The organism is uncultured Coprobacter sp. (genome assembly GCF_947855755.1).
Classification (GTDB): Bacteria; Bacteroidota; Bacteroidia; order Bacteroidales; family Coprobacteraceae; genus Coprobacter.
On the sequence record NZ_CANUAR010000006.1, the window covers coordinates 59,018 to 85,105 of the forward strand.

Annotated in this window: 24 protein-coding genes and 2 tRNA genes; 15 read left to right on the plus strand and 11 right to left on the minus strand. The window is 39.0% G+C overall.

Annotation, left to right across the window (positions count from 1 at the left end):
• Positions 1 to 14: 14 nt before the first annotated feature.
• The 3 genes from Q0093_RS05175 to Q0093_RS05185 all read right to left on the minus strand — a co-directional run bounded on the left by Q0093_RS05175 (position 15) and on the right by Q0093_RS05185 (position 3,838).
• Positions 15 to 1,679, minus strand: a complete 1,665-nt coding sequence (locus Q0093_RS05175; RefSeq protein ID WP_297928776.1) for a DUF4419 domain-containing protein — start codon at positions 1,677 to 1,679, stop codon at positions 15 to 17.
• A gap of 147 nt (positions 1,680 to 1,826) precedes the next feature.
• A complete protein-coding gene (gene rbr / locus Q0093_RS05180; protein ID WP_297928778.1) occupies positions 1,827 to 2,402 on the minus strand; it encodes a rubrerythrin in 576 nt (191 codons plus the stop codon).
• Positions 2,403 to 2,554: 152 nt separating this feature from the next.
• Positions 2,555 to 3,838: a DUF2851 family protein gene (locus Q0093_RS05185; protein ID WP_297928780.1), complete on the minus strand. Its 1,284-nt coding sequence runs from the start codon at positions 3,836 to 3,838 to the stop codon at positions 2,555 to 2,557.
• Positions 3,839 to 4,002: 164 nt separating this feature from the next.
• Here Q0093_RS05185 and dapB point away from each other — a divergent pair, with 164 nt between their 5' ends.
• The 11 genes from dapB to folK all read left to right on the plus strand — a co-directional run bounded on the left by dapB (position 4,003) and on the right by folK (position 13,884).
• The gene (gene dapB / locus Q0093_RS05190) at positions 4,003 to 4,716 is read left to right on the plus strand and encodes a 4-hydroxy-tetrahydrodipicolinate reductase (RefSeq protein WP_294178051.1); all 714 of its coding nucleotides are present in this window, start codon (positions 4,003 to 4,005) and stop codon (positions 4,714 to 4,716) included.
• A gap of 24 nt (positions 4,717 to 4,740) precedes the next feature.
• Positions 4,741 to 6,204, plus strand: coding sequence for a signal peptidase I (gene lepB, locus Q0093_RS05195; protein WP_297928782.1), 1,464 nt, complete (start codon positions 4,741 to 4,743; stop codon positions 6,202 to 6,204).
• Positions 6,205 to 6,210: 6 nt separating this feature from the next.
• Positions 6,211 to 7,212: a signal peptidase I gene (gene lepB / locus Q0093_RS05200; RefSeq protein ID WP_297928784.1), complete on the plus strand. Its 1,002-nt coding sequence runs from the start codon at positions 6,211 to 6,213 to the stop codon at positions 7,210 to 7,212.
• Positions 7,213 to 7,214: 2 nt separating this feature from the next.
• Positions 7,215 to 7,844 carry a WbqC family protein gene (locus Q0093_RS05205; RefSeq protein ID WP_297928786.1) on the plus strand — a complete coding sequence of 210 codons (630 nt, stop codon included), beginning with the start codon at positions 7,215 to 7,217 and terminating at the stop codon, positions 7,842 to 7,844.
• A 188-nt stretch (positions 7,845 to 8,032) separates the two neighbouring features.
• The gene (locus Q0093_RS05210; RefSeq protein ID WP_297928788.1) at positions 8,033 to 9,223 is read left to right on the plus strand and encodes an MFS transporter; all 1,191 of its coding nucleotides are present in this window, start codon (positions 8,033 to 8,035) and stop codon (positions 9,221 to 9,223) included.
• 304 nt (positions 9,224 to 9,527) lie between these two features.
• Entirely contained in the window at positions 9,528 to 10,409 is an 882-nt protein-coding gene (locus Q0093_RS05215; protein ID WP_294178041.1) for a permease-like cell division protein FtsX, read from the plus strand.
• Positions 10,410 to 10,430: 21 nt separating this feature from the next.
• Positions 10,431 to 10,652: a DUF3098 domain-containing protein gene (locus Q0093_RS05220; protein WP_294178040.1), complete on the plus strand. Its 222-nt coding sequence runs from the start codon at positions 10,431 to 10,433 to the stop codon at positions 10,650 to 10,652.
• Between the two features lie 18 nt (positions 10,653 to 10,670).
• Entirely contained in the window at positions 10,671 to 11,564 is an 894-nt protein-coding gene (locus Q0093_RS05225; protein ID WP_294178038.1) for an undecaprenyl-diphosphate phosphatase, read from the plus strand.
• Positions 11,564 to 12,277, plus strand: coding sequence for a tRNA pseudouridine(55) synthase TruB (truB, locus tag Q0093_RS05230; RefSeq protein WP_294178036.1), 714 nt, complete (start codon positions 11,564 to 11,566; stop codon positions 12,275 to 12,277). Before Q0093_RS05225 ends, truB begins: the two co-directional genes overlap by 1 nt.
• Positions 12,278 to 12,353: 76 nt before the next feature.
• Positions 12,354 to 13,403, plus strand: a complete 1,050-nt coding sequence (gene queA, locus Q0093_RS05235) for a tRNA preQ1(34) S-adenosylmethionine ribosyltransferase-isomerase QueA (protein ID WP_022391235.1) — start codon at positions 12,354 to 12,356, stop codon at positions 13,401 to 13,403.
• A gap of 10 nt (positions 13,404 to 13,413) precedes the next feature.
• Positions 13,414 to 13,884: a 2-amino-4-hydroxy-6-hydroxymethyldihydropteridine diphosphokinase gene (gene folK / locus Q0093_RS05240; RefSeq protein ID WP_297928793.1), complete on the plus strand. Its 471-nt coding sequence runs from the start codon at positions 13,414 to 13,416 to the stop codon at positions 13,882 to 13,884.
• Positions 13,885 to 13,926: 42 nt separating this feature from the next.
• Here folK and miaB read toward each other — a convergent pair whose 3' ends face one another.
• The gene (gene miaB / locus Q0093_RS05245; RefSeq protein WP_297928795.1) at positions 13,927 to 15,303 is read right to left on the minus strand and encodes a tRNA (N6-isopentenyl adenosine(37)-C2)-methylthiotransferase MiaB; all 1,377 of its coding nucleotides are present in this window, start codon (positions 15,301 to 15,303) and stop codon (positions 13,927 to 13,929) included.
• A gap of 378 nt (positions 15,304 to 15,681) precedes the next feature.
• Here miaB and Q0093_RS05250 point away from each other — a divergent pair, with 378 nt between their 5' ends.
• Complete coding sequence (locus Q0093_RS05250; protein ID WP_294178027.1) at positions 15,682 to 16,119, plus strand: hypothetical protein; 438 nt, start codon at positions 15,682 to 15,684, stop codon at positions 16,117 to 16,119.
• 42 nt (positions 16,120 to 16,161) lie between these two features.
• Positions 16,162 to 17,655: an acetyl-CoA hydrolase/transferase family protein gene (locus Q0093_RS05255; RefSeq protein ID WP_297928797.1), complete on the plus strand. Its 1,494-nt coding sequence runs from the start codon at positions 16,162 to 16,164 to the stop codon at positions 17,653 to 17,655.
• 75 nt (positions 17,656 to 17,730) lie between these two features.
• Here Q0093_RS05255 and nagB read toward each other — a convergent pair whose 3' ends face one another.
• Positions 17,731 to 18,540 carry a glucosamine-6-phosphate deaminase gene (gene nagB / locus Q0093_RS05260; protein WP_294178021.1) on the minus strand — a complete coding sequence of 270 codons (810 nt, stop codon included), beginning with the start codon at positions 18,538 to 18,540 and terminating at the stop codon, positions 17,731 to 17,733.
• Between the two features lie 211 nt (positions 18,541 to 18,751).
• On the opposite strand from nagB, the gene Q0093_RS05265 reads away from it, so the two are divergent.
• Positions 18,752 to 20,734, plus strand: coding sequence for a glucosamine-6-phosphate deaminase (locus Q0093_RS05265; protein WP_294178019.1), 1,983 nt, complete (start codon positions 18,752 to 18,754; stop codon positions 20,732 to 20,734).
• Positions 20,735 to 20,802: 68 nt separating this feature from the next.
• On the opposite strand, the gene Q0093_RS05270 is transcribed toward Q0093_RS05265, so the two are convergent.
• Positions 20,803 to 21,072, minus strand: a complete 270-nt coding sequence (locus Q0093_RS05270) for a tetratricopeptide repeat protein (protein ID WP_294178017.1) — start codon at positions 21,070 to 21,072, stop codon at positions 20,803 to 20,805.
• A 175-nt stretch (positions 21,073 to 21,247) separates the two neighbouring features.
• Positions 21,248 to 21,320: transfer RNA gene (locus Q0093_RS05275), tRNA-Glu, on the minus strand.
• A gap of 212 nt (positions 21,321 to 21,532) precedes the next feature.
• On the opposite strand from Q0093_RS05275, the gene Q0093_RS05280 reads away from it, so the two are divergent.
• Complete coding sequence (locus Q0093_RS05280; protein WP_294178015.1) at positions 21,533 to 22,828, plus strand: NCS2 family permease; 1,296 nt, start codon at positions 21,533 to 21,535, stop codon at positions 22,826 to 22,828.
• Positions 22,829 to 22,972: 144 nt separating this feature from the next.
• Here Q0093_RS05280 and Q0093_RS05285 read toward each other — a convergent pair.
• The 4 genes from Q0093_RS05285 to purD all read right to left on the minus strand — a co-directional run bounded on the left by Q0093_RS05285 (position 22,973) and on the right by purD (position 26,068).
• A tRNA-Gly gene (locus Q0093_RS05285) sits at positions 22,973 to 23,045 on the minus strand.
• 335 nt (positions 23,046 to 23,380) lie between these two features.
• Complete coding sequence (locus tag Q0093_RS05290) at positions 23,381 to 23,830, minus strand: YqaA family protein (RefSeq protein WP_022390052.1); 450 nt, start codon at positions 23,828 to 23,830, stop codon at positions 23,381 to 23,383.
• Entirely contained in the window at positions 23,791 to 24,795 is a 1,005-nt protein-coding gene (locus Q0093_RS05295; RefSeq protein ID WP_297928801.1) for a hypothetical protein, read from the minus strand. Before Q0093_RS05295 ends, Q0093_RS05290 begins: the two co-directional genes overlap by 40 nt.
• Before the next feature lie 4 nt (positions 24,796 to 24,799).
• A complete protein-coding gene (gene purD, locus Q0093_RS05300) occupies positions 24,800 to 26,068 on the minus strand; it encodes a phosphoribosylamine--glycine ligase (RefSeq protein ID WP_297928803.1) in 1,269 nt (422 codons plus the stop codon).
• Positions 26,069 to 26,088: the final 20 nt, after the last annotated feature.

A 26,088-nucleotide genomic window follows, 5' to 3' on the forward strand; every position in this document is an offset into this window, starting at 1 on the left:
GTTTAGGAGATTGTCTAAAATATGATCTCCAATTCGCTATTGGCTTTTACTTTCAATTTCAGTTCTTCTTCTGAAAAATCGAAATAATCGAGGACCTTATCGGGATGAGCGAGAGCGGGCATCCATGATTCAGGTAAAGTCGTCAACTCCCTTTCGAAAAAGTCGATGAGTTTCTTATTTTCCGTATTGCGGCCTTTCAGTTTTATTTGAGCTACCGAACCGTCACAAGTTATGACGAAACGCAATGTATCTCCGGAAAAATCGATATTATTCAGTTGTTGGTATTTCTCTTTATTCCGGTTCAATTCGTTGCGTATAAATAAAAGACTTGCTTGCTGCGATTTGAATCTTTTAATGTCATATATAGCCGAATCGGTGTATTCATTGCATATTCTGGGAGACCATAATTGCGGATCGTTGTGATGTTTAGGGGATAGAGATAATACGTCGGATACATCCATTTTTACTTTTGAAGTATCTTTTTTGCATACGAGCCAGGAAATAAACGGTTCGAGCGTTTTATCTTGTGACTGTTTCACCCCGAAAAATCCGGAATAAGCTTCCATCTGTGTTAATGTTCGTTTAAAATAATTTATCCATTCAATGTCTATTTGCGATAAACCGGAGGGAAAACTCTCTGTTCCTAATGTAGATAATTTGTAATCGTTTCCATGCAAATAGGGATTCAGGCGATATACCAACTCGTATTTGGCACTTCCTTCGGAAGTATATCCTAAAAAATCCTCTCCTGTTGTCGGCAAATATGGAAAAAACTTGATAATCCAACCCGATATATAGAATGCTCCGTATTCTGCGGCATCTTTATATATGGAATTCCAGAATGGGATATTGATTTTGTCATCGAAAACGTTGATAAACTCTTTTATTATAGGTCTAAGTTCCTCTCCCCACCATGTTAATCCGAGTTTGTCCAGATCAGATAGATGGTCGAATATCCATACCCAATCTTTTCGAGTTCCCGTAATTGTTATTTTCGGAATACCGCATCCGGTTTCTCCTACATAAGAGAATTTCTTTTTGTAACTTTCCAGAAGGGTTATTTGGTAAACGGTTGTCTGAACTGGGGTTGTGGTCGAAAAGTTCGGAACAAAGAAATCATAAAGGTCGTTACGGGTATAATTCTTGGTTTCATTGCAAAAATTCTTTATCAATGTTCCCCAATATTTTGCATTTTTTTCGAGGCTGTCGTTTCGAATGATAAGTTCTTCTTTCTTTTCATCTATAAAGATGATATTTTTAAGAGAATCATAATGTTGGTTTATGTGTATCGATGTCGCCTGACAGATCAAAGTCCAGATATGGTCCGGACTCAGTTTCAGCGGCCTGTGTTCGTCATAGCAATATTGTAAAGTTTCTATAAATCCATTGTTTCGAGTATATATGAGGCGTTCATTTTTATGTTCATCCGGTAAAAAAGATATTTTTTTCTCTATTTTCAACTCCATCATATCTTTTACCGGATATGTCTTTAGTAAAGAGTCTGCCGGTTTTACGGAAGAAACATTAAAAGTTACTCCATTAACGGTGGTATCGATCGTATTCTGTATTTTGATAATTTGGGCAGAGTCGGAGGGTTCGGTGCTTTTGTGAGAACCGGATTTACTATTACATGCAAAGAATATAACCGTTAGAAAATATAATATCGAATAGTTTTTCATGTATAGAGATTGCATTATGGATTCTTAATTTTACAAAAATAAGAAAAATAAATTATTATGCAATAAGAACGATAATAATATATTTATAGTCAAAAAAATACGGTTGTCCGAAATTTCAGACAACCGTAGAGCTCCGTAAATACACCATTAATAATTATCTCGTTTAGGTTCGAAAAAATCTTTCGGATGCAGGCATGCCGGACATTTTTCGGGAGGAGTTTTTCCTTCGTGAACGAAGCCGCAGTTACGACATTGCCATTTAATGGGCTCTTCGCGTTTGAATACCATTTTATCTTCTACCCGAGCAAGCAATTTACGGTAACGCCATTCATGGAACTCTTCCACTTTAGCGATCATCTTAAACGCTGCGGCAATATCCTTAAAACCTTCATCGGCAGCTATTCCTGAGAAATCGGCATATAGAGAAGACCATTCGAGTTTTTCCCCTTCTGCTGCTTCCAGTAAGTTTTGGGCTGTATTGCCGACAGGTCCGGTAGGATAGTCGGCAGTAATCATTACCATACCACCTTCAAGATAATCGAAAAAACGTTTTGCATGAGCCTTTTCTTGATCTGCAGTTTCAAGAAAAATTCCGGAAATTTGTTCATAACCCTCTTTTTTAGCCACCTCTGCAAAAATAGAATAGCGATTTCTTGCCTGAGATTCACCGGCGAATGCTTTCAATAAATTTTGTTCTGTGATCGTACCTTTAATTGTTTTCATACAAAAATATAATTTATGCTGTTTGAGAATGTGCTGTCTCTGAAGAAATTCCGATTTGGGGTATTCCTTAGAAATAACATATTAAAACAAGAAAAGGTTTACGAAAATTTAAACGATTCTTAAATAATCTCTGAAATGAGATTTGTTATATTCTATTTACGATTTATCGGGCTTGATAATAATTTGTGCCCTATCCGGCAATACAGGCATTTTTTAGGTACACAATAAGCCGTATGTAACTGTATCAGAGCTTGACTGTCAAGTGCATTATCGGTTTTGATTCCTGCTTGGGAAAAATACCGGATTATTCTGTTCTGTTCGGCTTTTATATTTTCCAGCAGATTCATGGCTCGGTCGTTATAAACCTCGTTTCCGATTTTTATTCCATAAGCATATAATAACGGGGCTACCGTATTGATCAATAAAATATCTACCGCATTTTTTCCCAAAGCTTTAGGTCGTTGTGGAGACGGCTGTCCGAAAGAGTAATGAGTATCCCAATATCCGTTTAGGTAGAGCTCGAACAGTCGTCGGAAAGATTTTTCATCATTCGTTTCACGAATTTGTGTAAACAAGGAAAATCCTTGATGAATAAGCTGTGCTAGTAAAGCGATCCGCTGATGAGGAAAATTTGCCGGACGAAGTCGAGCGAATTTCCAGCATTCCGGATTTAAAGGAGAAAGACCGAATTTATTCTTGAGAAATGCATATTCGTTTACCATTCTTTGGTAGTAAGCGTCATTCGGAAAATATTCCGGGTCGAGTAATCCGGCTTGTCCGAAAAGAAAAGCTTCGACTTGGAACAGAGAATCGGCATGTTTTTGCATAAACAGTAAGGGTAAACTGCGGGCAAGCCGTTCGAAGGCATCGCTATTGGTACCGAAACCCAGACTTCGGGATAAAGTAATATAACATACTTCTTCCCAATTTCCTCTATAAGATTCTAACCAGTTGCATATTCGTCGGGCTTTTTCCTGAAGGCGTTCCATCGCTAAAGATGTTATCCAGTCTGTCAAAAAAAGGACTGGTAATTCATGCAGGCGATCTCCACAGGGAAGAAAACTATCCTGACGGATTAATAATTCATAATTGTCTTTAATTATATCCGGATATCGTATTATGAATTGGGGTATAATTTCTCCGGTAGAACGTACTATTTCCGTATCGTCGTTTTCTATGACATGCAGTATTACCGAGTCATAAGATTTATCATGGTCATGATTATGATGTTTCCAGTCGGAGGCGTTTTTATGTATTTCGACGTTTCCTGCCCATAACTTTTCTCCTATGCGGATTTTGGCATTGAAAAAGTCAGGACCGGAGTCTGAATTTCGGTGTCCCGGATCGATAATTTCTATTTTTTCGCCTTTTGTCGTAAACAAGTTCTGACTATCGAAAAGGCGATGTTCCCACACATAATATAACAACTTTTCCATTGAATCATAATTTTGACGGTCAAAGGATTATCCGGATGTTGTGAATTTTCGGAAAAAATCTTTGAGATCGAAATTTCAGATTGAATTTATTATATTTGCAAATTAAAGAATATTCGGCAAAAGCCGGATGATTTGTGAGATGTTTTAAAACAGAAAGACAACAGATGAAAATAGCGTTAATAGGTTACGGAAAAATGGGACATGCTATTGAGCAAATAGCCCTTCAGCGAGGACATGAGATCGTGTCCGTCATTGATGTGAATAATCAGGAGGATTTTGCGTCCGATGCATTCAAGAGTGCTGACGTAGCCATAGAGTTTTCTATGCCGGCTGTGGCAATGGATAATTATCGCAGGGCTTTTGCTGCCGGAGTTCCGGTTGTTTCGGGTACGACGGGGTGGCTCGAACATCTGCCAGAAATAAAAGCAGCCTGTAAAAACGGTCAGACTTTTTTTTATGCTTCGAATTTTAGTTTAGGAGTAAATATTTTTTTCGCCCTCAATAAATATCTGGCAAAGATCATGAATGATTTTCCGGCTTATAATGTGAGAATGGTAGAAACACATCATGTCCATAAATTAGATGCTCCCAGCGGTACGGCAATTACTTTGGCAGAAGGTCTGATCGATAATATAGAACGGAAAAGTAGATGGGTTGAAGGAAAAGAAGCTGCAAAGGATGAGATAGAAATTTGTTCAATAAGAGAAGGTGAAGTTCCGGGAATACATACGGTTATTTACGAATCGGACGTAGATACGATCAGCATTACTCACGATGCCAAAAGCCGCATGGGGTTTGCTTTGGGTGCAGTTGTTGCCGCAGAATTTACTTGTGGCAAGAAAGGCTTTTTGACGATGCAAGACATGCTTAAGTTTTAAAAACAATATTAACACGCGATTATAATGGAAGAAGAAAAAACAATCATATCTCCAGAAAAAGAAGCCCCGAAAAAAGGTCGCTTGTCTGGTGTACGCAAAAGTCGGTGGATACGTTTTTCAATAGCATGTATTGCTTATATAGCTTTTGCGATATGGCTTGACAATTATTATATTTTGCCGGGACTGTTGGTCTTGTTCGATATATATATTACTCGATTTATTCCTTGGACGTTTTGGAAGAAGTCGAAAAATAAAGCTACTCGTAAAACGATGGAGTGGGTCGATGCTATTTTGTATGCTTTGGTTGCCGTTTATCTGATTAATACGTTCTTTTTCCAAAATTATAAAATCCCGTCTTCTTCTCTCGAAAAGACTCTCTTGGTCGGGGATTATTTGTTTGTCAGTAAGTTAAGTTTCGGACCTCGTGTTCCGAATACGCCTTTGTCCTTTCCGTTGGCACAACATACGATGCCTATTATTAACACAAAGTCCTATATAGAGTGGCCGCAGTGGCCTTACCATCGTCTGAAAGGTTTGGGACAGGTAGAACGCAACGACATTGTCGTATTTAATTTTCCGGCGGGCGATACGGTGGCATTAAAGGTTCAGAATCCCGATTATTATACGCTTTGTTATAATGAAGGTTGGGAAACAGTAAACAATAATAAGGCAGTTTTCGGTGATATCGTTTATCGTCCGGTAGATCGTCGGGAAAATTATGTAAAACGCTGTATAGGAATGCCCGGAGATAATTTTGAAGTTCGCAATAATCAGGTATATATCGATGGGAAACCGTTGAAAAACCCTAAAGAAATGCAGCTTAACTATTACGTAATGACCAGTAGTCCGGATATTCGGCTGGGGGAAGCTAATTTCAGAGAATTGAATGTCAGTGAAGACGATCGTTTCCTCGTTAGCGGAGATCGTGGTTATGATAATGTTCTTGAATATTTGGGTTTCCCGAGAAATGCCGATATGGGATTCAATCCGGTTTATCGTCTCCCCCTTACTCAAGAAGCTTTAAATAAGTTGAAAAACTATAAGTTTATAACAAAAATAGTTCCCGAACCGGGAGATTTCGGTGGAGATACTTACCCTTTAGGATATTATAAGAAATGGACTCGAGCCGATTATGGACCGGTTTGGATTCCCGAACGGGGTGCTGTGTTGAAGCTTACACAAGACAATCTGCCTATTTATGAACGGGTGATTCGTAATTATGAGGGAAACGACTTGCAGGTAAGGGAAGATGGAAAGATTTATATAAATGGGAAAGAGACCGATACGTATCAATTTAAGATGAATTATTACATGATGCTCGGTGATAACCGTGATAATTCGGCGGACAGTCGTAGTTGGGGATTTGTACCTGAGGATCATATAGTTGGCAAGCCGTTATTTGTCTGGTTGTCTATCGATAAAGACAGAGGTTGGTTTGACGGTCGTATTCGTTTCGGGCGCTTCTTTAAATGCGTGACAAAGGATTAACCGTCCATGAAGAGTGAAGATGTACAGAAGAGAAAATTTCCGTGGAAGCTGATTGTCGGAATTATATTGTCGGTATGGCTTTTACGGTCTTTCTGTGCTGAATCATTTCGTATTCCGGCTAATCAGATGGAAAATACTCTGTTAGAAGGTGACCATCTCTGGGTTTGGAAAAGTTGTTATGGTATGCGTATGCCCCAAACACCTTTTTCATTACCGTTTTATCATGATACGATTCCCGGATTGAAAATCCGTTCATATTTTTCTTTGGGGATTCCTGAAATATATCTTTTCAGAAAATTCCCTGATCGTAATGATATTGTCGTTTTTAATATTCCTTCTTTAGAAAGAGATATTCCGGTAGATCGAAAAAAAATTACAGTCGCCCGTTGCGTTGGCTTTCCCGGAGATACGGTAAGTTTGCAAAGAGGAATTTTACGTATTAATGGAGATATTGTCGCTCAACCACTCCGTGCGATTGATGCTTATTTCTGCGCCGATTCGGTAAAGTCGGTGATAGATTCTTTGTTTTTAAAGTTGAATATCAATCCTGTTTCAACGAAGATTGGGAAAAAAAGTCTCTATTTTTTGTCTCGTTACGACTATTTTAGAGTCAAGAGCCTATTGGCTTCTCCTGATCTTTTACAAGGAGTTAATCTTGATCGCAATAATTTTCAGATTGTGCTTCCTTCATTTGGAGAAGCTACATCGGTGAATGCCGAGAATGCTTCTTTTATAGCTCAGTTGATGAGTATATATGAAGGGAGAGAAGTACAAGTGCGTGACGGAAGAATTTATGAAGGAGAAACGGAAATTGTTTCATATCGTTTTTCTCAGCCTTACTATTGGGTATTAGCAGATAATCGTGAGATGGGAACGGATTCGCGAAGTTTTGGTGCTCTTCCCCATTCTCATCTGGTCGGTAAAGGTAGTTGCGTTTGGTTCTCCTTCGATTCCGGTAAGCCTTTTTATAAAGGCTTTCGTCTCGACCGTGTTTTTAAATTTCTTTGATTATGACTTCAGCTTGTCTTTCTACAGCTTATTTAGCTCCGGTTTCTTATTATAAAACATTGTGTAACCGAGATCATATAATTGTGGAGAAATGCTGTAATTATGTAAAGCAAACTTATCGTAACCGTTGCAATATAATCAGTGCAAACGGGTTGATTCCTCTTTCTGTTCCAGTGATCAAGCCCGATACGGCGAAGTGTCTTACTCGGGATATTCGCATTTCTGACCATGATAATTGGCAACACATGCATTGGAATGCTATTGTTTCGGCATACGGTTCTTCTCCTTTTTTTGAGTATTATCAAGATGATATTATTCCATTTTTTGAAAAAAAATTATCCGGGACATTCCTATTCGACTTGAACGAGTCTTTGCGGGAAACAATATGCAGATTGTTAGAAATAACGCCCAATGTTGTTTATAGCGATGAATATGTTGATTATACAGGAAGCGAAACAGATGATTTCAGAGATGTGATACATCCTAAAAAAGAGATTGATAAAAGATTTCGTCTGCAACCGTATTATCAGGTCTTTTCATCGAAGTTGGGTTTTATACCCGATGCCAGCATTCTCGATTTGCTGTTTAATATGGGACCTGAGTCTCAACTTGTGCTTTATGATCGGATATAACTGTCGAAACAAAATGTAAAGAAGACCTTGACCGAATTTCTTTATCGGAGAATTTAAACAGTCAAAGAGACGGCTGAATATTTTTGTTTGAAAACTATTACCTTTGCATCGAAAAATTCATGAATTTTTCCGTTGAGATGGCTTTTGACACAAGATGCGGAAAATTATTGTGCTAAATCGAAAGTGTTATGATAAAAGATAAGCTGTGGACTCGGAGCTTTTTAGCGGTGGCCGGAGGTAATTTTCTTCTGTTTTTTGCTTTTTATCTGTTGTTACCTGTATTGCCTATGTATTTGATAGAACAGTTCGGGGCGAATAAGGCAACTGTAGGAGTTGTACTTTCTTCCTATACGATAACGGCCCTTTTTGTCCGCCCTTTTGCAGGATATATGGTCGATACATTTCCTCGTAAGCCGTTACAATTGATTTGTTATGGAGTATTTACTCTTTTTTTCGGGGGATATTTGCTTGCCGGAACATTGATCCTTTTTGCTGTGATAAGGGCGATGCACGGTCTGGCATTCGGCATGGTAACCGTTTCGAACAGCACTGTGGCGATTGATGTCATGCCGTCTTCACGGCGGGGAGAAGGGATCGGATATTATGGTGTAAGCAGTAATTTAGCAATGGCGATGGGTCCCACCGTATCATTATATATATTGGATGCATTCCGCAATTATGATTCGATATTTTTATTATCCTTGTTTTCCTGTATATTGGGTTTCATTTTGATTACTGCCATAAAAATGCCGTTGAAACAGCGTTCCGTTGAAATGCAGCCGGAAAAAGAACATGTCTCTCTCGACCGTTTTTTATTGGTGAAAGGAGTATCCGGAGCGATCTCTCTTTGCCTTCTCTCGTTCAGTTACGGAGTCCTTTCTACTTATCTGGCCATATATGGGAAAGAGGAGGTAGGAATAGACTCGGGTACAGGGTTGTACTTTATGCTGATGGCTTTCGGCCTTATATTTTCCCGGCTTACTACCGGTAAATATCTGAATAGGGGATTGATTGTCAATATGATAACGGTAGGAATTATGTTTCTTGTTATCGGTTACTCTGTCTTTATTTTTCTGAAATCTCCTGTGGGATACTATTTCTCTGCTGCTGTTTTAGGAATGGGATATGGGCTGATTTGTCCCTCATTTCAGAATCTTTTTATCAATTTAGCTACTCATAGTCAAAGAGGTACTGCAAATTCTACATTTTTTACCGCATGGGACTTGGGGTTAGGTTTAGGAGTCTTGATCGGAGGAAGCATTGCCGATATGTCGAATTATACGGCGGCCTATACATTTGCATTGGTATTAGTTGTGTTAGGATTCTTTTTCTTCCGTCATATTGCAGGACCTTATTTTGAAAAAAATAAGTTGAGATAATAATTTGTTAAAAATAGTAAATAAAAATGCCGTAATTCGTTTATTATTTGTTATTTTGCCTCAAATTTCGGGTAAAAGCGTACTTATATTATTTTAATTATAATTGAGGTGTCGCGGAAGTCTGAGAATAATAGAGATAGAAAGTAAAACAAAATATATCGTTAATTGGTAAAATCATATCGGTTACCCGGTTCGGGAATTTTTTTAAAAAGACTATCGGTATTTCTGTATATATGATTCTATTTCTTAGATTTCTTTCCTGAGCTTTTCGATGCTGTATTTTTGAATTATTGCGAATAAAGTAATGAGCGAATCGAAATCCGGACGACATATTACGTTCTTTAATGCGCGCCTGACCTCGACTATCAGTATTTCCTTGGTACTTTTTATCTTGGGAATCATTGTTCTTATGGGTATATTGGCAACACGTCTTTCGATGTATGTGAAGGAAAACATGGGATTCTCTATTGTTTTGAAAGAGGATGTGAAAGAATCGCAGGTTAAAAAGTTACAAAAAAAACTCGATATAGCTCCTTATGTGAGAGCGACTCAATATATATCGAAAGAGGATGCTTTGAAAGAGCTGGAGGTCGAATTAGGTGAAAATCCGAAAGATTTATTGGGCTTTAATCCGTTGCAAGCCTCCATCGAGGTGAAACTTCGTTCGGATTATGCTCATCCGGATAGCCTGACGTGGATCGAAAAAGGGTTAAGGAAAGGAACTGTAGCGATCGATGATATAGTCTATCAGAAAGACTTGATACAATTGGTAAATGACAACATTCGTCGCATAAGTTTCATGCTTTTGGGGTTAGCCGTTGTGCTGATGCTTATATCATTTGCCTTGATCAGTAATACGATACGTCTCAGTGCTTATTCTAAGCGTTTTATTATTCATACTATGAAATTAGTAGGAGCGACTCCTGCCTTTATTCGTAAACCGTTCATCATATCCAATATCATAAACGGAATTATCGGTGCATTTATAGCAATGGCTTTACTCTCCGGGTGTGTCTATTATTTGCTGACCGAATTTGATAATCTGTACACATTGATCGATATCAACTCTCTTTTCTGGGTATTTGTGATTGTACTTTTATTGGGAGTTGTGCTTACTGCGATTTCTGCATGGTTTGCTGTAAATCGTTATATCCGGATGGATCGGGATAATTTATATTATGTTTAGAACCATAGAAAATAAATATAGATGGATACAAAAGATTTTGCATTAGGGAAGCAGAACCTGATTTTGATCGGTGTCGCTTTTGCTGTGATTATTTTGGGGTTTGCTTTGATGGCAGGTCCCGGATCTACTCCGGAACATTATAATCCGGATATCTTCAGTTTCAGACGTATCGTATTAGCCCCCGGTATTGCGTTTGCCGGATTTGTGTTTATGATTTACGCAATCATGAAAAAATCGAAATAAAACGCAGTACGATAGTATATGGAAGAATTAAGTTGGTTTCAGACCATTATTATAGCGATTGTAGAAGGATTGACCGAATTTCTCCCGGTTTCTTCTACCGGTCACATGATCATAGCCCAGAATATATTAGGAGTCCCGAGCAGTGACTTCGTAAAAGCATTTACTGTGATTATTCAGTTTGGGGCGATCTTGTCGGTAGTCGTATTATATTGGAAACGGTTCTTTAAGTTAAATCCTTGTAAAATATTCGATTCAGAAGCAGTTTCTGGAAAAAAAGGATCTGCCCGTTGGATAGAATATGGCAAACGGTTTTTATATAAATACGATTTTTATTGGAAGCTGTTTATCGCTTTTATACCTGCTGCGTTTTTCGGATTATTGTTCAGTGACAAAATAGACGAGATGCTCGAAAGCGTTACGGTTGTTGCCGTAATGCTGGTTATCGGGGGTATTGTAATGCTGTTTGTCGATAAGTGGTTCAGTAAAACGACACCCGATCAGACCATGACGTTGAAGAGAGCTTTCAATGTAGGGTTGTTCCAATGTATCGCTATGATTCCGGGTGTATCTCGTTCGATGGCGACAATTGTCGGAGGAATGGCTCAGAAAATGACCCGTAAGAATGCAGCTGAATTTTCTTTCTTTCTGGCTGTCCCTACCATGTTTGCAGCTACGGCATATAAATTATTGAAACTGTTGACTTCCGAAAATGGAATGCAGGTATTGCAAGATAATTTACTGACTTTGATAGTTGGTAATGTAGTAGCGTTTATCGTGGCTCTATTGGCAATTAAATTTTTTATCAGTTTTGTGACGAAATACGGATTCAAAGCATTCGGATATTACCGTATTATCGTAGGGGGTATCATCATTGTGCTGATGTTGTTAGGGTATAATTTGGAAATAAGCTGATGAATTTTTTAGAAGGAGAAGTTCTCTATTTCAATAAGCCTCTGTATTGGACCTCTTTTAAGCTGGTTAAGATAGTGCGTACGCGGATTTCGCGAAAGTTGAAAATAAAGAAGATAAAGGTCGGACATGCCGGGACTCTTGATCCGTTGGCTTCGGGGGTAATGATAATTTGCACCGGGAGAGCGACGAAGTTGATAGAGAGTTTTCAGTACCAGACAAAAGAATATGTTGCAACTTTACAGTTAGGAGCAACAACACCATCTTTTGACAGGGAGACGGAAATAGATGCGGTTTATCCGACCGGACACATAACCCGTGAAGGTGTAGAAACGGTTTTAAGGCAGTTTGTCGGTTCTATTCAACAAGTTCCTCCGGTTTATTCCGCATGCAAGATCGATGGACGGAGAGCTTATGATTTTGCACGTAAAGGTGAAGATGTAGAACTGAAAGCGAAAGAGCTTGTTATAGATGAGATAGAATTGCTCGAGTATCAGTCTGATATAATAAAAATCAGGGTGGTTTGCAGTAAGGGTACTTATATACGGGCTTTAGCACGGGATATCGGACAGGCGTTGGGCAGTGGAGCTCATTTGATCGGTTTGGTTCGTACCCGAGTAGGTGATATCCGTCTGGAAGATTGTTTGCAGGTCGACCAGATCGATGAACTGGTCGAAAAGGCTGTTTTTACAGAGGTTGATAGTAAAGAAAAATAAAGTAGAATATTCCGGCATGAAGTGATGTCTTTTTAAAAGAGAACAGTGCTTTTTCGGAAATAAAATTGATATACAAATGAAATTATCGCAATTCAAATTTAAGCTTACCGAGGAACAGATAGCTAAATACCCGGCAAAAAACAGAGACGAATCGCGTTTGATGGTCGTGCACCGTAATACAGGTGAAATAGAACATCGTATATTCAAAGATATACTTGAATATTTCGATGATAAAGATGTTTTTGTTTTTAACGATACGAAAGTCTTTCCGGCAAGATTATACGGGAATAAAGAAAAAACCGGTGCGAAGATCGAAGTATTTTTGTTGCGTGAATTGAATGAGGAAAATCGTTTGTGGGATGTATTGGTCGATCCGGCACGAAAGATCCGCATCGGGAACAAATTGTATTTCGGTGAAGATGATTCGATGGTGGCCGAGGTCATAGACAATACGACATCGAGAGGACGTACGTTGCGGTTCTTGTTTGACGGTACTCATGAAGAATTTAAGGAAGCACTTTATAAGTTGGGAGAAACCCCGCTTCCCCGCTACATAAATCGTCCTGCAGAACCGGATGATGTAGATCGTTACCAGAATATTTTTGCAAAGAATGAAGGTGCTGTTGTCGCTCCGGCTGCCGGATTGCATTTTAGCCGAGAGCTATTGAAACGTATGGAGATAAAAGGAATAGAGAGCGGATTTCTTACGCTTCATTCCGGCTTAGGGAATTTCCGTGAAATAGATGTGGAAGATCTTACCAAGCACAAAATGGACTCGGAGCAAATGTTGGTAACGCCCGAGTTGGTCGCTTTTGTAAATAAGGCAAAAGACGAAAACCGACAAGTTTGTGCTGTGGGAACATCTGTGATGAGAGCTATCGAAAGCACGGTAAGTACCGATGGTCACATGAAGCCTTATAGCGGTTGGACTAACAAGTTTATTTTTCCGCCTTATGATTTTACGGTGGCAACCAGTTTGGTCAGCAATTTCCACATGCCGCTTTCTACCATGTTGATGATGGTAGCTGCATTCGGAGGGTATGATCTTGTACTTGATGCGTATGACAAGGCATTGAAAGAAGGTTATCGGTTCGGTGCTTATGGGGATGCTATGTTGATCATTTAAAATATAGGAAATGAATATTGTTTATATCGCTTTGGGGTCTAATCTGGGAGACCGGAAATATTATTTGACTCGTGCGGTAGATGAGATAGAAAGGCGGATAGGGAAAGTTATTTCTCTATCCGCCTTTTATGAAACCGAACCTTGGGGATTTATTTCCCGATATCCCTTTTTGAATGCTGCCTTAAGAGTCGATACAGAACAAGATGCTATTTCTGTATTGGATTTGACACAGTCCATAGAGAAAGATTTAGGACGTAAAATAAAAAGTCATGGTTCATATCAGGACCGCTGTATTGATATCGACATCTTGTTTTTTAATACTGAGATATTAAAAAACGACCGATTAGAACTGCCGCATCCTCTTTTGCAGGAAAGGCGTTTTGTTCTTGAACCTCTTGTCGAAATCGCTCCGGATTTGTATCATCCGATTTTGCGTAAGACAATAAAAGATATATGGAAGGAATTCTTATCCGTAGAATAATAAAAAACGCATACAATATTTATTATATGCGTTTTTTATAGATTAATTTACCGCTTCCCCTAATAATGTTGCTGACGAGGCATCCGTGATTTTTACCTGCACGAAATCTCCGATATGGTAGTTTTGTTTCGGGAATACGACAACTTTATTTTGCCCGGTGCGTCCGAACAGGTCTTCTCTCGAACGTTTGGAATATCCTTCAACCAAAACTTCGAAAGTTTTGCCTATATCCCGTTTATTGCTCTCTGCAGATAGTTTATTTTGTAGATCGATCATTTGTTCCAATCGTTTTATTTTAATCTTTTCTGCAATATTATCCGGCAGATGTTTAGAAGCGTATGTGCCGGGACGCTCCGAATATTTAAACATGAAAGAAGCGTCGAAGCCTACTGTTTGCATTAAGGATAAGGTTTCTGCAAAATCTTCATCCGTCTCAGAATGAAATCCGCTGAACATATCTGTTGTAATCCCGCAATCGGGAATTATCCGGCGAATAGCGGCGATTCGGTCGAGATACCATTCCCGGGTATATTTACGATTCATCAATTTTAAAATGCGGTTGCTTCCTGATTGTACAGGTAAATGTATATGGTGGCAGATATTCGGGTTTGCAGCAATCGTGTATAAAATATCATCGCTCATATCTTTGGGATGTGAGGTCGTAAATCTTATGCGTATTCCAGAACCAGCTTCTTTTGCAACTAAGGCGAGTAATGCCGGAAAATCTATTTTTTCACCGTCAGGTCGGATGAATATGTACGAATTTACATTTTGACCTAATAAAGTTACTTCTTTGAATCCTCTGTCTTTCAGGTCATTCAATTCTTTAAGTATGCTTTCGGGCTCTCTACTACGTTCGCGTCCACGAGTGTAAGGAACAATGCAATAAGAGCAGAAATTGTTACAACCTCGCATGATAGAGATGAACCCTGAAATGCGGTTTCCTCCGATTCGTTTAGGTATTACGTTTTTGTAAGTTTCTGTTGTTGAAAGATCTACATTAATTGCTTTTTCCCCTTGCTCTACAGCTCCGATCAAATTGGGTAGGTCAAGGTAGGCGTCCGGACCTACGACTAAGTCGACATGATGTTTCTCTAATAATTCTTCTTTTACCCGTTCTGCCATGCAACCGAGTATTCCGATTACCAGATTTTTTTTCTTTTTGCGTAAAGAGTTGAAATATTGAAGACGGGATAAAACTTTCTGTTCGGCATTATCTCGAATAGAACAGGTGTTAACCAGAATAGCATCGGCTTCCTCGATGGAGTCGCACAGTGCATATCCATCCATTTGCATAATAGAAGCTACAACTTCGCTATCGGCTACGTTCATTTGACAACCGTAAGTTTCGATAAACAGTTTTTTTTCTGTTGCCTGCTCGGTCGCAGATTTAAAGTCTGCTTCGGAGTTTTCTTTCATTTGGATATATTTTTATAGTTAGAAATGGTATTATGTATTTTTTTTAGATAAAAACCTAACAAAAAATAATATATAATGCTTGCTTTTAAAAATTTATTTATACTTTTGCATCTAACAATATATGAAATTTTTTCATAGTTAAGGTTTAGGTTAAATCTGTTAAGGGCAGTTGTGAAATTGCCCTTAATTTTTTTATATCGTCGATTTAAATTTATATAGACGTTTTTAACCGACCTTTATTTATGATCTGTTTCATATCGACTTTACATAACCGATCTTCAGATTGTTATATCTGATAGCTTTGATATAAATTTTGAAAGTCTTCCGTTTGTTTATCAGCTTTATTTTGTACATTTGGGAACAAAAATACGAAAAGCTATGGAGAATTTGTGGATTTACGTTCTTCTTATTTTTATATTTATCGTCAGAGCGATTGCTAAGAGTGCACAGAAGCAAATTGATGCCAATAAAAAAAAGATAGATCAGGATGAAGCGTATATTCCGGAAGAAGAGATAAAACATCCGGTAAATCGTCCTTTGACGTGGGAGGATCTGTTCCCTTCAGAACCTTCACAGCAGATTCCTGTACAGCCAGTTGTGAAGGCTGAAAAAGAAAAGAAGAAGATAGAGATTACGAATATAGAATCATCTTCTCAACCGGAAGTTTCAAAAAAGATTTCCGAGAACGTAAAAAAGAAATCCACTATTTCGGATGATGCTTATAATATTCCGAATAATTCGGAGTTACTGCCTTATGGTTCGGATGAGCTTCGAAAAGCTGTAATTGCTTCTGAAATTTTGGCAAAAAAGTTCTGAAAATTAAAAACACAATTGGTTCATATAAAATCTAACACAAATATGTCATTTAAAGTTATTTCGGCAGAAGAAGCCGCCTCATATATTCATCACGATGATAATGTGGGATTTGGTGGTTTCACGGCTGCGGGAACACCTAAAGTCGTGCCCGCAGCAATAGCAAAAAAGGCACAAGAAGAACACGATGCCGGACGTCCTTTTGCAATCGGCGTTTTTACCGGAGCTTCAACGAATGATTCCCTTGATGGGGCTTTATCCAGAGCTAAAGCGATAAAGACCCGTACACCCTATCAATCGCATAAAGATAGCCGGAATGTGATAAACAGCAGGGAAATGTCTTATTATGATATGCATCTTTCTCATCTGGCTCAAAACTTGAGATATGGTTTTTTAGGAAAAATCGATGTTGCAGTTATTGAAGCTACAGATGTTTCTGAAGATGGTAAAATCATATTGGGTACAGGTGTAGGCATAGCACCTACAGTATGCCAGCTCGCCGATAAGATTATTATAGAGCTTAATAGTCATAACCCGAAGGAGTTAGCAGGATTTCATGATATTTATCAACCTGCCGATCCTCCATACCGGCGTGAAATTCCGGTGTATAAACCCAGTGACCGTATCGGTAAACCTTATATACAAGTAGATCCGAAAAAGATTGTGGGAATCGTGGAGACAAATCTTCCGGATGGTGTGAAGGAATTTGCTCCGGCAGACGAGGTGACAACTCGTATTGGAGATAATGTTTGCAACTTTTTAGTTTCTCAGCTAAAAGCGGGTTTGATTCCCAAAGAGTTTTTACCGTTGCAGTCTGGCGTAGGAAACATTGCAAATGCCGTATTAGGCGGATTGGGAAATAGCCCGGATGTTCCGGCTTTTGAAATGTACACCGAAGTAATACAGGATGCCGTTATCGGATTGATGAAAACCGGTAAGTGTAAGTTTGCCAGCGGATGTTCATTGACTGTCAGTCCGGCCGTTTTAGATGAAATTTATCAAGATATAGACTTTTTCAGAGACAAGATCGTATTACGTCCGGGAGAAATTTCCAATAGTCCTGAAGTTGTAAGACGACTTGGTTTGATAACAATAAATACGGCTCTTGAAGCCGATATTTTCGGGAATATAAACAGTACCCATGTCACCGGTAATAAGATGATGAACGGTATCGGAGGTTCTGCAGACTTTACCCGTAACGCCTATTTATCGATCTTTACGTGTCCTTCTGTTGCCAAAGGCGGAAAAATCAGTGCTATCGTACCAATGGTGTCGCATCTCGATCATAGTGAACATTCGGTGAGTATTTTGGTGACCGAACAAGGGGTCGCCGATTTACGGGGAAAATCTCCGATCGAAAAAGCGAAGTTGATTATTGAAAATTGTGCTCATCCTATGTATAAACAATTATTGTGGGATTATCTTAAACTTGAAAAAGGTGGACATACTCCACATAATTTGAAAGCATGTTTTGCCTTTCATCAAGAATTCAATAAATCGGGGGATATGGCTTTGACTAATCTTGAAGATTATAAATAAATTGATTATCAAGCAATAAAAGAGACGCGATCAATTTATTGATCGCGTCTCTTTTATTGCTTGGTTTATTTTGATTTAGAGCAAAGAATCCGGATTTAAATTATCTTTTTCTATATCGAGAAAATATTTATATGTTCCGACTTTCAATTCGTCAGTAGCCGCATCATCACAAACAATAATGCTTTTAGGATGCATTTGCAGAGCACTGATTGTCCACATTTGGCTGATACCTCCTTCGACACCATGACGCAATGCACGAGCTTTGTTGTGTCCATTGACAATAATCAAGACACTTTTAGCGTCCATTACCGTACCGACACCTACTGTCAAAGCTGTTTTCGGAACTAAGTTCACATCATTATTGAAAAATCTTGAATTTGCAATAATCGTGTCATGAGTCAAGGTTTTGACACGAGTACGTGAAGTAAGAGCAGATCCCGGCTCATTGAATGCTATATGTCCGTCCGGGCCGATCCCCCCTAAGAAAAGATCTATACCTCCTAACGATTTTATTTTTTCTTCGTATCGGGCACATTCTTCTTCAGGATTTTCAGCATTTCCGTTCAATATATTGACATTTTCCGGTTTAATGTCGATATGGCTGAAGAAATTATTCCACATAAAAGAGTGGTAACTTTCGGGATGATCTTTCGGGAGTCCGATATATTCGTCCATATTGAAAGTTATTACATGTTTGAATGATACGATTCCTTTTTTGTTCAAATCGATTAAGTTCCGATACATTCCCAGAGGTGAAGATCCGGTCGGCAGACCTAAGATAAAGGGTTTTTCTTCTGTCGGATTAAACTCATTGATCCGGGCGGCAACATAATTGGCTGCCCAACGCGATACGTTTTCGTAGTTCGGTTGAATAATTAATCTCATAGTATATTATTATATGTTTGTTGATATTTCCTTTTTGTATGTTTTATTCAAACTTGTTTCAAAAGTACGTAAATTTAACTATTAAAAACGATACAATAAGGTAAAATCGTATCAAATTATTGTTTTTGGCACAACCTTTATAAAAATGAATGTACTTTTTGTGGGTAATAATATATATCTTTGTTACTCTAAATTTAATAAACCCCATACTATGAAAGCAAATTTAAGCTCTCAAATCAAATTAGACAGAACGCCGAAACGCTACTATCGGCCGGATAATGCGTTTGAACTTACCGCTCTTACGCGTTTTGAAAAAGTTTTTACTGAAATTTATGAAAGCTCCGAAGAGGGAGCATTGCAAGTAGCTCGTGAAGTTGCCGATTTAATGCGTACCCGTGAGAAAGAGGGACGTTTTTGTGTTTTAGCATTAGGATCAGGAGCTGGAACTCATGGTGTATATCGCGAATTGGTGCGTATGCATCAAAATGAAGGTTTAAGCTTCTCTAATACTATTATATTTAATGTCAGCGAGTTTTTTCCATTAGAGGCAGATGCTCCCGGAACATCAAAGTTATTGCATGAAGTATTGATCGATTTGATAGATATCGATCCTCAAAATGTATATACTCCGGATGGAACTATTGCTAAAGAGTCGATTTTCGATTTTTGCAAAGATTATGAAAAGAAAATCGAGACATTAGGCGGACTTGATCTTACATTGGTGGAGTTTGGTCCTTCTGGGAATTTGGCATTTAACGAACCGGGTTCTCAAATCAATTCTTCTACACGTCTGATGTTGTTAGGTAGCGAATCTCGCCACAATTTTGCAAAATTATTCCACTCCAATGAGGCCGTTCCTCATAGTGCTATCACGATGGGTATTTCGACTCTTTTGGGTGCGAAAAAAGTGATTGTCGTAGGTTGGGGCGAGACAATAAGTCCCTATGTGAGACAAGCGATCGAAGCTCCTGCATCCGATACAGTTCCGGCAAGTTTTTTGCAATCCCATAAAGAGTCTAAATTCGTTTTAGATCTTTCTTCAGCAGAACACCTGACACGTTTAAGTACTCCTTGGTTAGTTACTTCTTGCGAATGGGATGATAAATTGATTCGTCGGGCTATCGTATGGCTTTGTCGCATTACGGGCAAACCTATTTTGAAATTAACGAATAAAGACTATAATGATAATGGTTTGAGCGAATTGTTGGCGCTTTTCGGTTCTGCATATAATGTAAATATCAAAATATTTAATGATTTGCAGCATACTATTACCGGGTGGCCGGGTGGAAAGCCGAATGCCGATGATACTTTCCGACCCGAACGGGCGAAACCTTATCCTAAGAAAGTTATTGTATTCAGTCCGCATCCTGATGACGATGTGATCTCTATGGGAGGTACATTAAAACGTCTGGTAGATCAACATCATGATGTACATGTTGCTTATGAAACATCGGGAAATATCGCAGTCGGAGACGAAGATATGATGCGTTATGTAATGCTTATGGGGGGAATCGCAAAAGATTTTTGCTTCGATACTCCGGAATTTATGGCTAAACATGCGGAAATAACCAAATTTGTAAAAGAGAAAAAAGACGGGGACATAGATACACCCGATATTCGCCATCTGAAAACATTGATTCGTCAGGGAGAAGCGCGTACTGCATGTAATTATATCGGTGTAAAACCGGAAAATGTCCATTTCCTGAATTTGCCGTTTTATGAAACGGGGACAATTAAAAAAGGAGATTTGACCGAGGCGGACAGAGATATTGTTAAGGATCTTCTTGAGAAAATTAAGCCGGATCAAATTTTTGTTGCCGGAGACTTGGCCGACCCTCATGGCACTCATCGTGTTTGTTTGGATGCGGTTCTTGCGGCTATTGACGATATCAAGGATGAGGAATGGATGAAGAATTGCCGTATATGGATGTATCGCGGTGCATGGGCAGAATGGGAAATCGACCATATTGAGATGGCTGTGCCTATCAGTCCGGAAGAGTTACGTCAAAAACGGAATTCTATTTTGAAACATCAGTCGCAAATGGAGAGTGCTCCGTTCCTTGGTGATGACGAACGTCTTTTCTGGCAACGGGCAGAAGACCGAAATAAGGCAACGGCAGACTTATATACCAGTCTTGGTTTGGCTTCATACGAGGCGATAGAGGCTTTTGTGGAATATCATCCGTTGCGATAATATTATAAAGAGTAGTAGAAAGAAAGCGAGCTGTCTCATTTTTATAGTGGACAGCTCGTTTTTTATGATTATGGATTAAAATCCGGATTCATGAAATTTTGGATGTCGACAAGTACCTCTTGAGCCTGTTTGGCCGGACTTTCGGGGTTTATCTCCGTAGCGCTTAAATAGTAAAAAGTCGCTTGTTTCCAGTCTCCTTTTTTTCTAAAAATATTACCTAACAAATAATACGCTTCATCGTCTTTCTCATTTTGTTCGATACGCCGATTGAGCAATTCGATAGCCTCTTCCAATCTGTTTTCAGCGATTAATTTTTTTATTATGTCTGTCGTTTCCATATTCTGCCGTTTTTACAAATATACGCTTTTTGATCAGATTAAACTTTAAACAGACCCTAAAGTGGTACAATTAACGTTTTACAAAAATGGAGCATGCAACGTTTTTATTTTAGAAGAGCACACCCTTTGGGAAAAACAAAAAAGAGATCATCCATTCGGATAACCTCTTTTTTTGTAGCGGAGCCGGGAATCGAACCCGGGTCTCAACAATGAGAATGTTACATGCTAGGCCACTACACTACACCGCCATAAATATGTAGCAAATGTATATAAAATTTTAAATCGATGTTCTTGAACATCGATTTTTTTGGAAAATTTAAAACATCTCTTTAAGAGAAAATATATTGGTTTGATATACCTTTCTTATCTAAAAATTAAAACAAGGAGTAATACTTTTATTACATTTGTAACCTGAATAATAAGCTCATTATTCGATTATAAATACGATACTGCTTTGTGTATGTTACAAAAAATATTCGGGTTCAATAAGCAGACGATGAACCTCCGGACAGAGATTATTGCGGGGATTACGACTTTTTTGACGATGAGTTATATCTTGGCTGTAAATCCGGCAATGTTGAGTACTACGGGAATGGATAAAGGTGCGATCTTTACCGCCACAGCCCTTGCTGCCGCTATCGCTACGCTTTTGTTAGCCTGTATGGCAAAATTACCTTTCGCCCAAGCTCCGGGTATGGGGCTGAATGCTTTCTTTGCTTTTACCTTAGTGCAGGGTATGGGCTATTCTTGGGAAACGGCATTGGCAGCGATGTTTGTAGAAGGACTTATATTTATATTAATTACACTGTTAAATGTCAGAGAAATAATACTGAATAGCATTCCGGTGAATCTCAGGCACGCTATATCTGCCGGTATAGGAATGTTTATCGCTTTTATCGGACTGAAGAATGCCGGCATTATAGAATCGAATCCTTCGACATTCGTGGCATTAGGACATTTTACTCCTATATCTTTATTAGCTATTTTCGGAATATTGCTGAGTGCCGTATTATTGATAAAGAAGGTAAAAGGTGCTCTGTTTTACAGCATTCTTTTGTGTACGATTGCCGGTATACCGTTAGGTGTTACCGAGATACCGGAAAATTTTATACCCGTTTCCATGCCTCATTCCATAGCCCCTACATTTTGTAAATTCGATTTTGAAGGCTTCTTTACTTTAGATATGGCAATTATCATTTTCACATTGTTGTTTATGAATATATTCGATACGCTGGGAACTTTGGTCGGACTTGCTACGAAAACAGGAATTATGGATAAGGACGGGCATATTCCTCATGTGAAGGAAGCCATGATGTCCGATGCTATCGGGACTACGATCAGTTCTATGTTAGGAAGTTCTACTGTCACGACTTATGTAGAAAGTGCTTCGGGTATTGCAGAGGGTGGGCGTTCGGGCGTTACTTCTCTGATTACCGGTTTGCTTTTTATTCTGGCGCTCTTTTTTGCTCCTGTTTTTCTATTGATACCCGGAGCAGCTACGACCGGAGCTTTTGTTTTAGTCGGAGTATTTATGATGGATTCTATCGGTAAAATAAATTTGTCCGATATTTCAGAAGCCCTTCCGGCTTTTGTTACGATTATTATGATGGTACTGACCTATTCGATTGCCAACGGTATCATTTTAGGATTGCTTTGTTATGTGTTGTTGAAGTTGTTTAGCGGGAAACATAAGCAGATTACCCTTACGATGTATATTCTCGCTATATTGTTTATTATAGATCTTATTTTGGCATAGCGAATTTAATTTTGCTTGGGGCAGTTTTGAGAATTTCTTTTGAGGGTATTTCTCGGTTTAAGGATTAGTTTACATAAATGTTCAAAACCTATCATGGAATAAAAAACAGCTATTTACAAAATATGCAAATAGCCGTTTATCAAGAGCGGCAAACGGGACTCGAACCCGCGACCCTCAGCTTGGGAAGCTGATGCTCTACCAACTGAGCTACTGCCGCATTTCTTTTTGACGTGGACAAAGATACAATTTTTTTTATTTCAATGTATATTCTGTAAAAATCTTTTTTTGTTTAGTGGTGTAAGAGCCAGTTGTAAATTTTCCAATTAGAAAATATTATCAGGTCATCTTTGCGTTTTCTTCCGGTCTTTTTTCCCGTTTTCCCTCGTCAGATAGCCCGCTATCCTCCTCCTGAAAACAGAAAAATATCCTCGAAAGAAACTCTCAAATCTGACCCGAGCAAAATTTAGACAGGCTCTAAGAGGCTGTTCAAATTTTCCGATAAAGAGCTTTTCAAAGTTGACTCCGGGTAAAATTTAGACAGGCATTTAAAATCTACATAAAGAAGTCGATGCCTTTGGCAACACAGTAATAACGGAGAAATTTGCCCGCAAGCATCGATAAATTTGTAATAAGCACATTGGCACGCATAAGCCCTAATGTGACGATGATCAGATCTCCTCCGGCAGGAAGAAAGACGAAAAAGGCCATCAGAGCTCCTTTACCTTGTAAGAATTTTTGAGTTTTATCCAAACTCGATTTCTTAATGCGCAGATATTTCTCTATCCATTCGACCTTTCCCAGTCGTCCTATATAATAGCAGGTTACACCTCCCAGCCAATTTCCGGCAGTCGCCGAAGCGAGACATCCCCATTCATTGTATCCGGCATATAGCAGCAGACCTAATACGACTTCTGAACTAAACGGAAGAATGCTTCCGGCAAGAAAACCTGCTATAAAAAGCCCTATATAACCCCACTCACTAAGTCCTGCAATAAAATCCATAAATAGAATAATAGATAAATGAATATAATGGTATAGAACAAATAAACCATTGCCTTGTTGGTAATATTATTGAAGAGGTGTGATGCTTGTATTGCTACATATACATTTAAAAAAGGCAGGAAGTTGTAAAACTCCGAAATATTCAACCCGATGAATATTGTTGTATACACAGATAAGACATTGATAAACTCGTTGTAAACGCGAGTACATATTTTGTCGCTGTAATGCTTATAAAGGCTGCTTATGCCTGCAATGAATCCGATAGCGATTGTCGGTAAGAGATATAATAGTTGAAAAAATTCTCCTTCATCGTGCAACCAATGTACCGATCCGATACTGTCGGATATTTCGTTGAGTGATAGCGGATAGTTCCAAATGAGATGTCCTCCGTAAAAAAGCCATAAAACCGTAATAATTCCGGTTATAGATGCAAAAAATGTTTTAGAGCTCAATGCTCGGGTTTGATACAATCCGATCCAGAATATCGGAAGAAAGAATATTAACGGTGTCCAAAACAGAAAACCGGTTGTAATAAGCAGGGAAAAGGTAAAAGCTTGATTTTGCGGACGAATATTTTGATATGTACTGTAAAGAAGTGCTATGGACAATAAAACTACCGGTACGAGAATATTACCGATTCGTAATTCTGACGTCAGTTCAGGATTGGAACATTCGAATAATAAGAAAAATAACAGAGGAAGCGATGAATGCGCTCTTACGATCGTATATACGTTATTGATCCATAGGAGTAATAAACTGCTTATCAAGATTGCTCCCAGATTGATAATAATACGGATATGCTCGGTATGTATTCTGTTGAACAAAAAAGACAGCAAGCCTTCTGTGCTGGATACCTGCGGCTCGTAAAAGAAGTAAGCTACCAAAGATAACAAACAGGCAGCTACCACACTGAATGTAATGGTGGTAGTACTGCCCGAAATATTGTATAGCTTGTCTTCCCTCATATTGTTAAAGGTCAAAACCTATATCGTGGCGGAAATATTTCTTTTCGAAAGAGATTTTTTCCGCATTCTTAAATGATGTCGCAAGAGCTTCGTTTTTATCTTTTCCGTAAGAACTTACGGCGATAACGCGACCTCCGTTCGTGATGATGTCCCCGTCTTTCAATGCTGTCCCGGCGTGGAATAAGATACTGTCGTTTATCTGGTCGATTCCGGTGATTATTTTCCCTTTTTCGTAATTGCCCGGATAACCTCCCGATACGAGCATAACCGTTACTGCGGAGCGAGGATCGACTCGGAGTTCTTTTTCGGATAGTTTGCCTTCGGCTACACCTTCGAATAGTTCTACCAAATCGGAAGCTATACGGAGCATTACCGCTTCTGTCTCAGGATCTCCCATTCGCACGTTATACTCTATTACCATCGGTTCGTTTTTCACATTGATAAGACCGAGGAATATAAAACCTTTGTATTCGATATTTTCGGCTTTCAGGCCTTCTATTGTCGGTTTTACGATGCGGTCTTCAACTTTTTTCATAAATTCGGCATCAGCGAACGGTACGGGAGAAACCGCGCCCATACCTCCCGTATTCAATCCGGTATCACCTTCTCCGATCCGTTTGTAGTCTTTTGCCTCAGGGAGTATTTTATAAGAATTGCCATCGGAAAGAACGAAGACCGAGCATTCGATTCCAGATAAAAATTCTTCTATGACGACCGTGCTGCTCGCTTCTCCGAACATCCCGTCGAGCATTTCTTTCAATTCCCGTTTCGCTTCGTTCAAGTCGGGAATGATCAACACACCTTTCCCTGCTGCCAGTCCGTCGGCTTTCAGTACATATGGAGCTTCTAATGTATCGAGAAAAGCACATGCTTTATCATACTGTTCGGCTGTGAAACTTGCATAGCGGGCGGTGGGGATATGATGACGCATCATAAATGCTTTGGCGAAGTCTTTGCTCCCTTCGAGTCGCGCACCCTCTTTTGATGGTCCTATTACCGGAATTTTATTTAATTCCGGATCGTTTTTGAAATAATCGTATATACCTTTTACCAATGGATCTTCAGGCCCTACTACGACCATATTTATATTATTGTCGAGGACAAACTGACGGATGTCGTCAAAATCGGATGCCGACAGAGCTATATTGATGCCGATCGCCGCTGTTCCTGCATTGCCCGGGGCAATATATAATTTATTTACTTTCGGACTTTGTTTTATTTTCCATGCCAGAGCGTTTTCCCGGCCTCCTGATCCTAATAACAAAATGTTCATTATTGTCTGTTTTTCTTAGT

Bases quoted from the DNA above. Each gene is read 5' to 3' on its own strand.
- Q0093_RS05175 (WP_297928776.1), bottom strand. From the start codon at position 1,679: ATGAAAAACTATTCGATATTATATTTTCTAACGGTTATATTCTTTGCA.
- rbr (WP_297928778.1), bottom strand. From the start codon at position 2,402: ATGAAAACAATTAAAGGTACGATCACAGAACAAAATTTATTGAAAGCA.
- Q0093_RS05185 (WP_297928780.1), bottom strand. From the start codon at position 3,838: ATGGAAAAGTTGTTATATTATGTGTGGGAACATCGCCTTTTCGATAGT.
- dapB (WP_294178051.1), top strand. From the start codon at position 4,003: ATGAAAATAGCGTTAATAGGTTACGGAAAAATGGGACATGCTATTGAG.
- lepB (WP_297928782.1), top strand. From the start codon at position 4,741: ATGGAAGAAGAAAAAACAATCATATCTCCAGAAAAAGAAGCCCCGAAA.
- lepB (WP_297928784.1), top strand. From the start codon at position 6,211: ATGAAGAGTGAAGATGTACAGAAGAGAAAATTTCCGTGGAAGCTGATT.
- Q0093_RS05205 (WP_297928786.1), top strand. From the start codon at position 7,215: ATGACTTCAGCTTGTCTTTCTACAGCTTATTTAGCTCCGGTTTCTTAT.
- Q0093_RS05210 (WP_297928788.1), top strand. From the start codon at position 8,033: ATGATAAAAGATAAGCTGTGGACTCGGAGCTTTTTAGCGGTGGCCGGA.
- Q0093_RS05215 (WP_294178041.1), top strand. From the start codon at position 9,528: ATGAGCGAATCGAAATCCGGACGACATATTACGTTCTTTAATGCGCGC.
- Q0093_RS05220 (WP_294178040.1), top strand. From the start codon at position 10,431: ATGGATACAAAAGATTTTGCATTAGGGAAGCAGAACCTGATTTTGATC.
- Q0093_RS05225 (WP_294178038.1), top strand. From the start codon at position 10,671: ATGGAAGAATTAAGTTGGTTTCAGACCATTATTATAGCGATTGTAGAA.
- truB (WP_294178036.1), top strand. From the start codon at position 11,564: ATGAATTTTTTAGAAGGAGAAGTTCTCTATTTCAATAAGCCTCTGTAT.
- queA (WP_022391235.1), top strand. From the start codon at position 12,354: ATGAAATTATCGCAATTCAAATTTAAGCTTACCGAGGAACAGATAGCT.
- folK (WP_297928793.1), top strand. From the start codon at position 13,414: ATGAATATTGTTTATATCGCTTTGGGGTCTAATCTGGGAGACCGGAAA.
- miaB (WP_297928795.1), bottom strand. From the start codon at position 15,303: ATGAAAGAAAACTCCGAAGCAGACTTTAAATCTGCGACCGAGCAGGCA.
- Q0093_RS05250 (WP_294178027.1), top strand. From the start codon at position 15,682: ATGGAGAATTTGTGGATTTACGTTCTTCTTATTTTTATATTTATCGTC.
- Q0093_RS05255 (WP_297928797.1), top strand. From the start codon at position 16,162: ATGTCATTTAAAGTTATTTCGGCAGAAGAAGCCGCCTCATATATTCAT.
- nagB (WP_294178021.1), bottom strand. From the start codon at position 18,540: ATGAGATTAATTATTCAACCGAACTACGAAAACGTATCGCGTTGGGCA.
- Q0093_RS05265 (WP_294178019.1), top strand. From the start codon at position 18,752: ATGAAAGCAAATTTAAGCTCTCAAATCAAATTAGACAGAACGCCGAAA.
- Q0093_RS05270 (WP_294178017.1), bottom strand. From the start codon at position 21,072: ATGGAAACGACAGACATAATAAAAAAATTAATCGCTGAAAACAGATTG.
- Q0093_RS05280 (WP_294178015.1), top strand. From the start codon at position 21,533: ATGTTACAAAAAATATTCGGGTTCAATAAGCAGACGATGAACCTCCGG.
- Q0093_RS05290 (WP_022390052.1), bottom strand. From the start codon at position 23,830: ATGGATTTTATTGCAGGACTTAGTGAGTGGGGTTATATAGGGCTTTTT.
- Q0093_RS05295 (WP_297928801.1), bottom strand. From the start codon at position 24,795: ATGAGGGAAGACAAGCTATACAATATTTCGGGCAGTACTACCACCATT.
- purD (WP_297928803.1), bottom strand. From the start codon at position 26,068: ATGAACATTTTGTTATTAGGATCAGGAGGCCGGGAAAACGCTCTGGCA.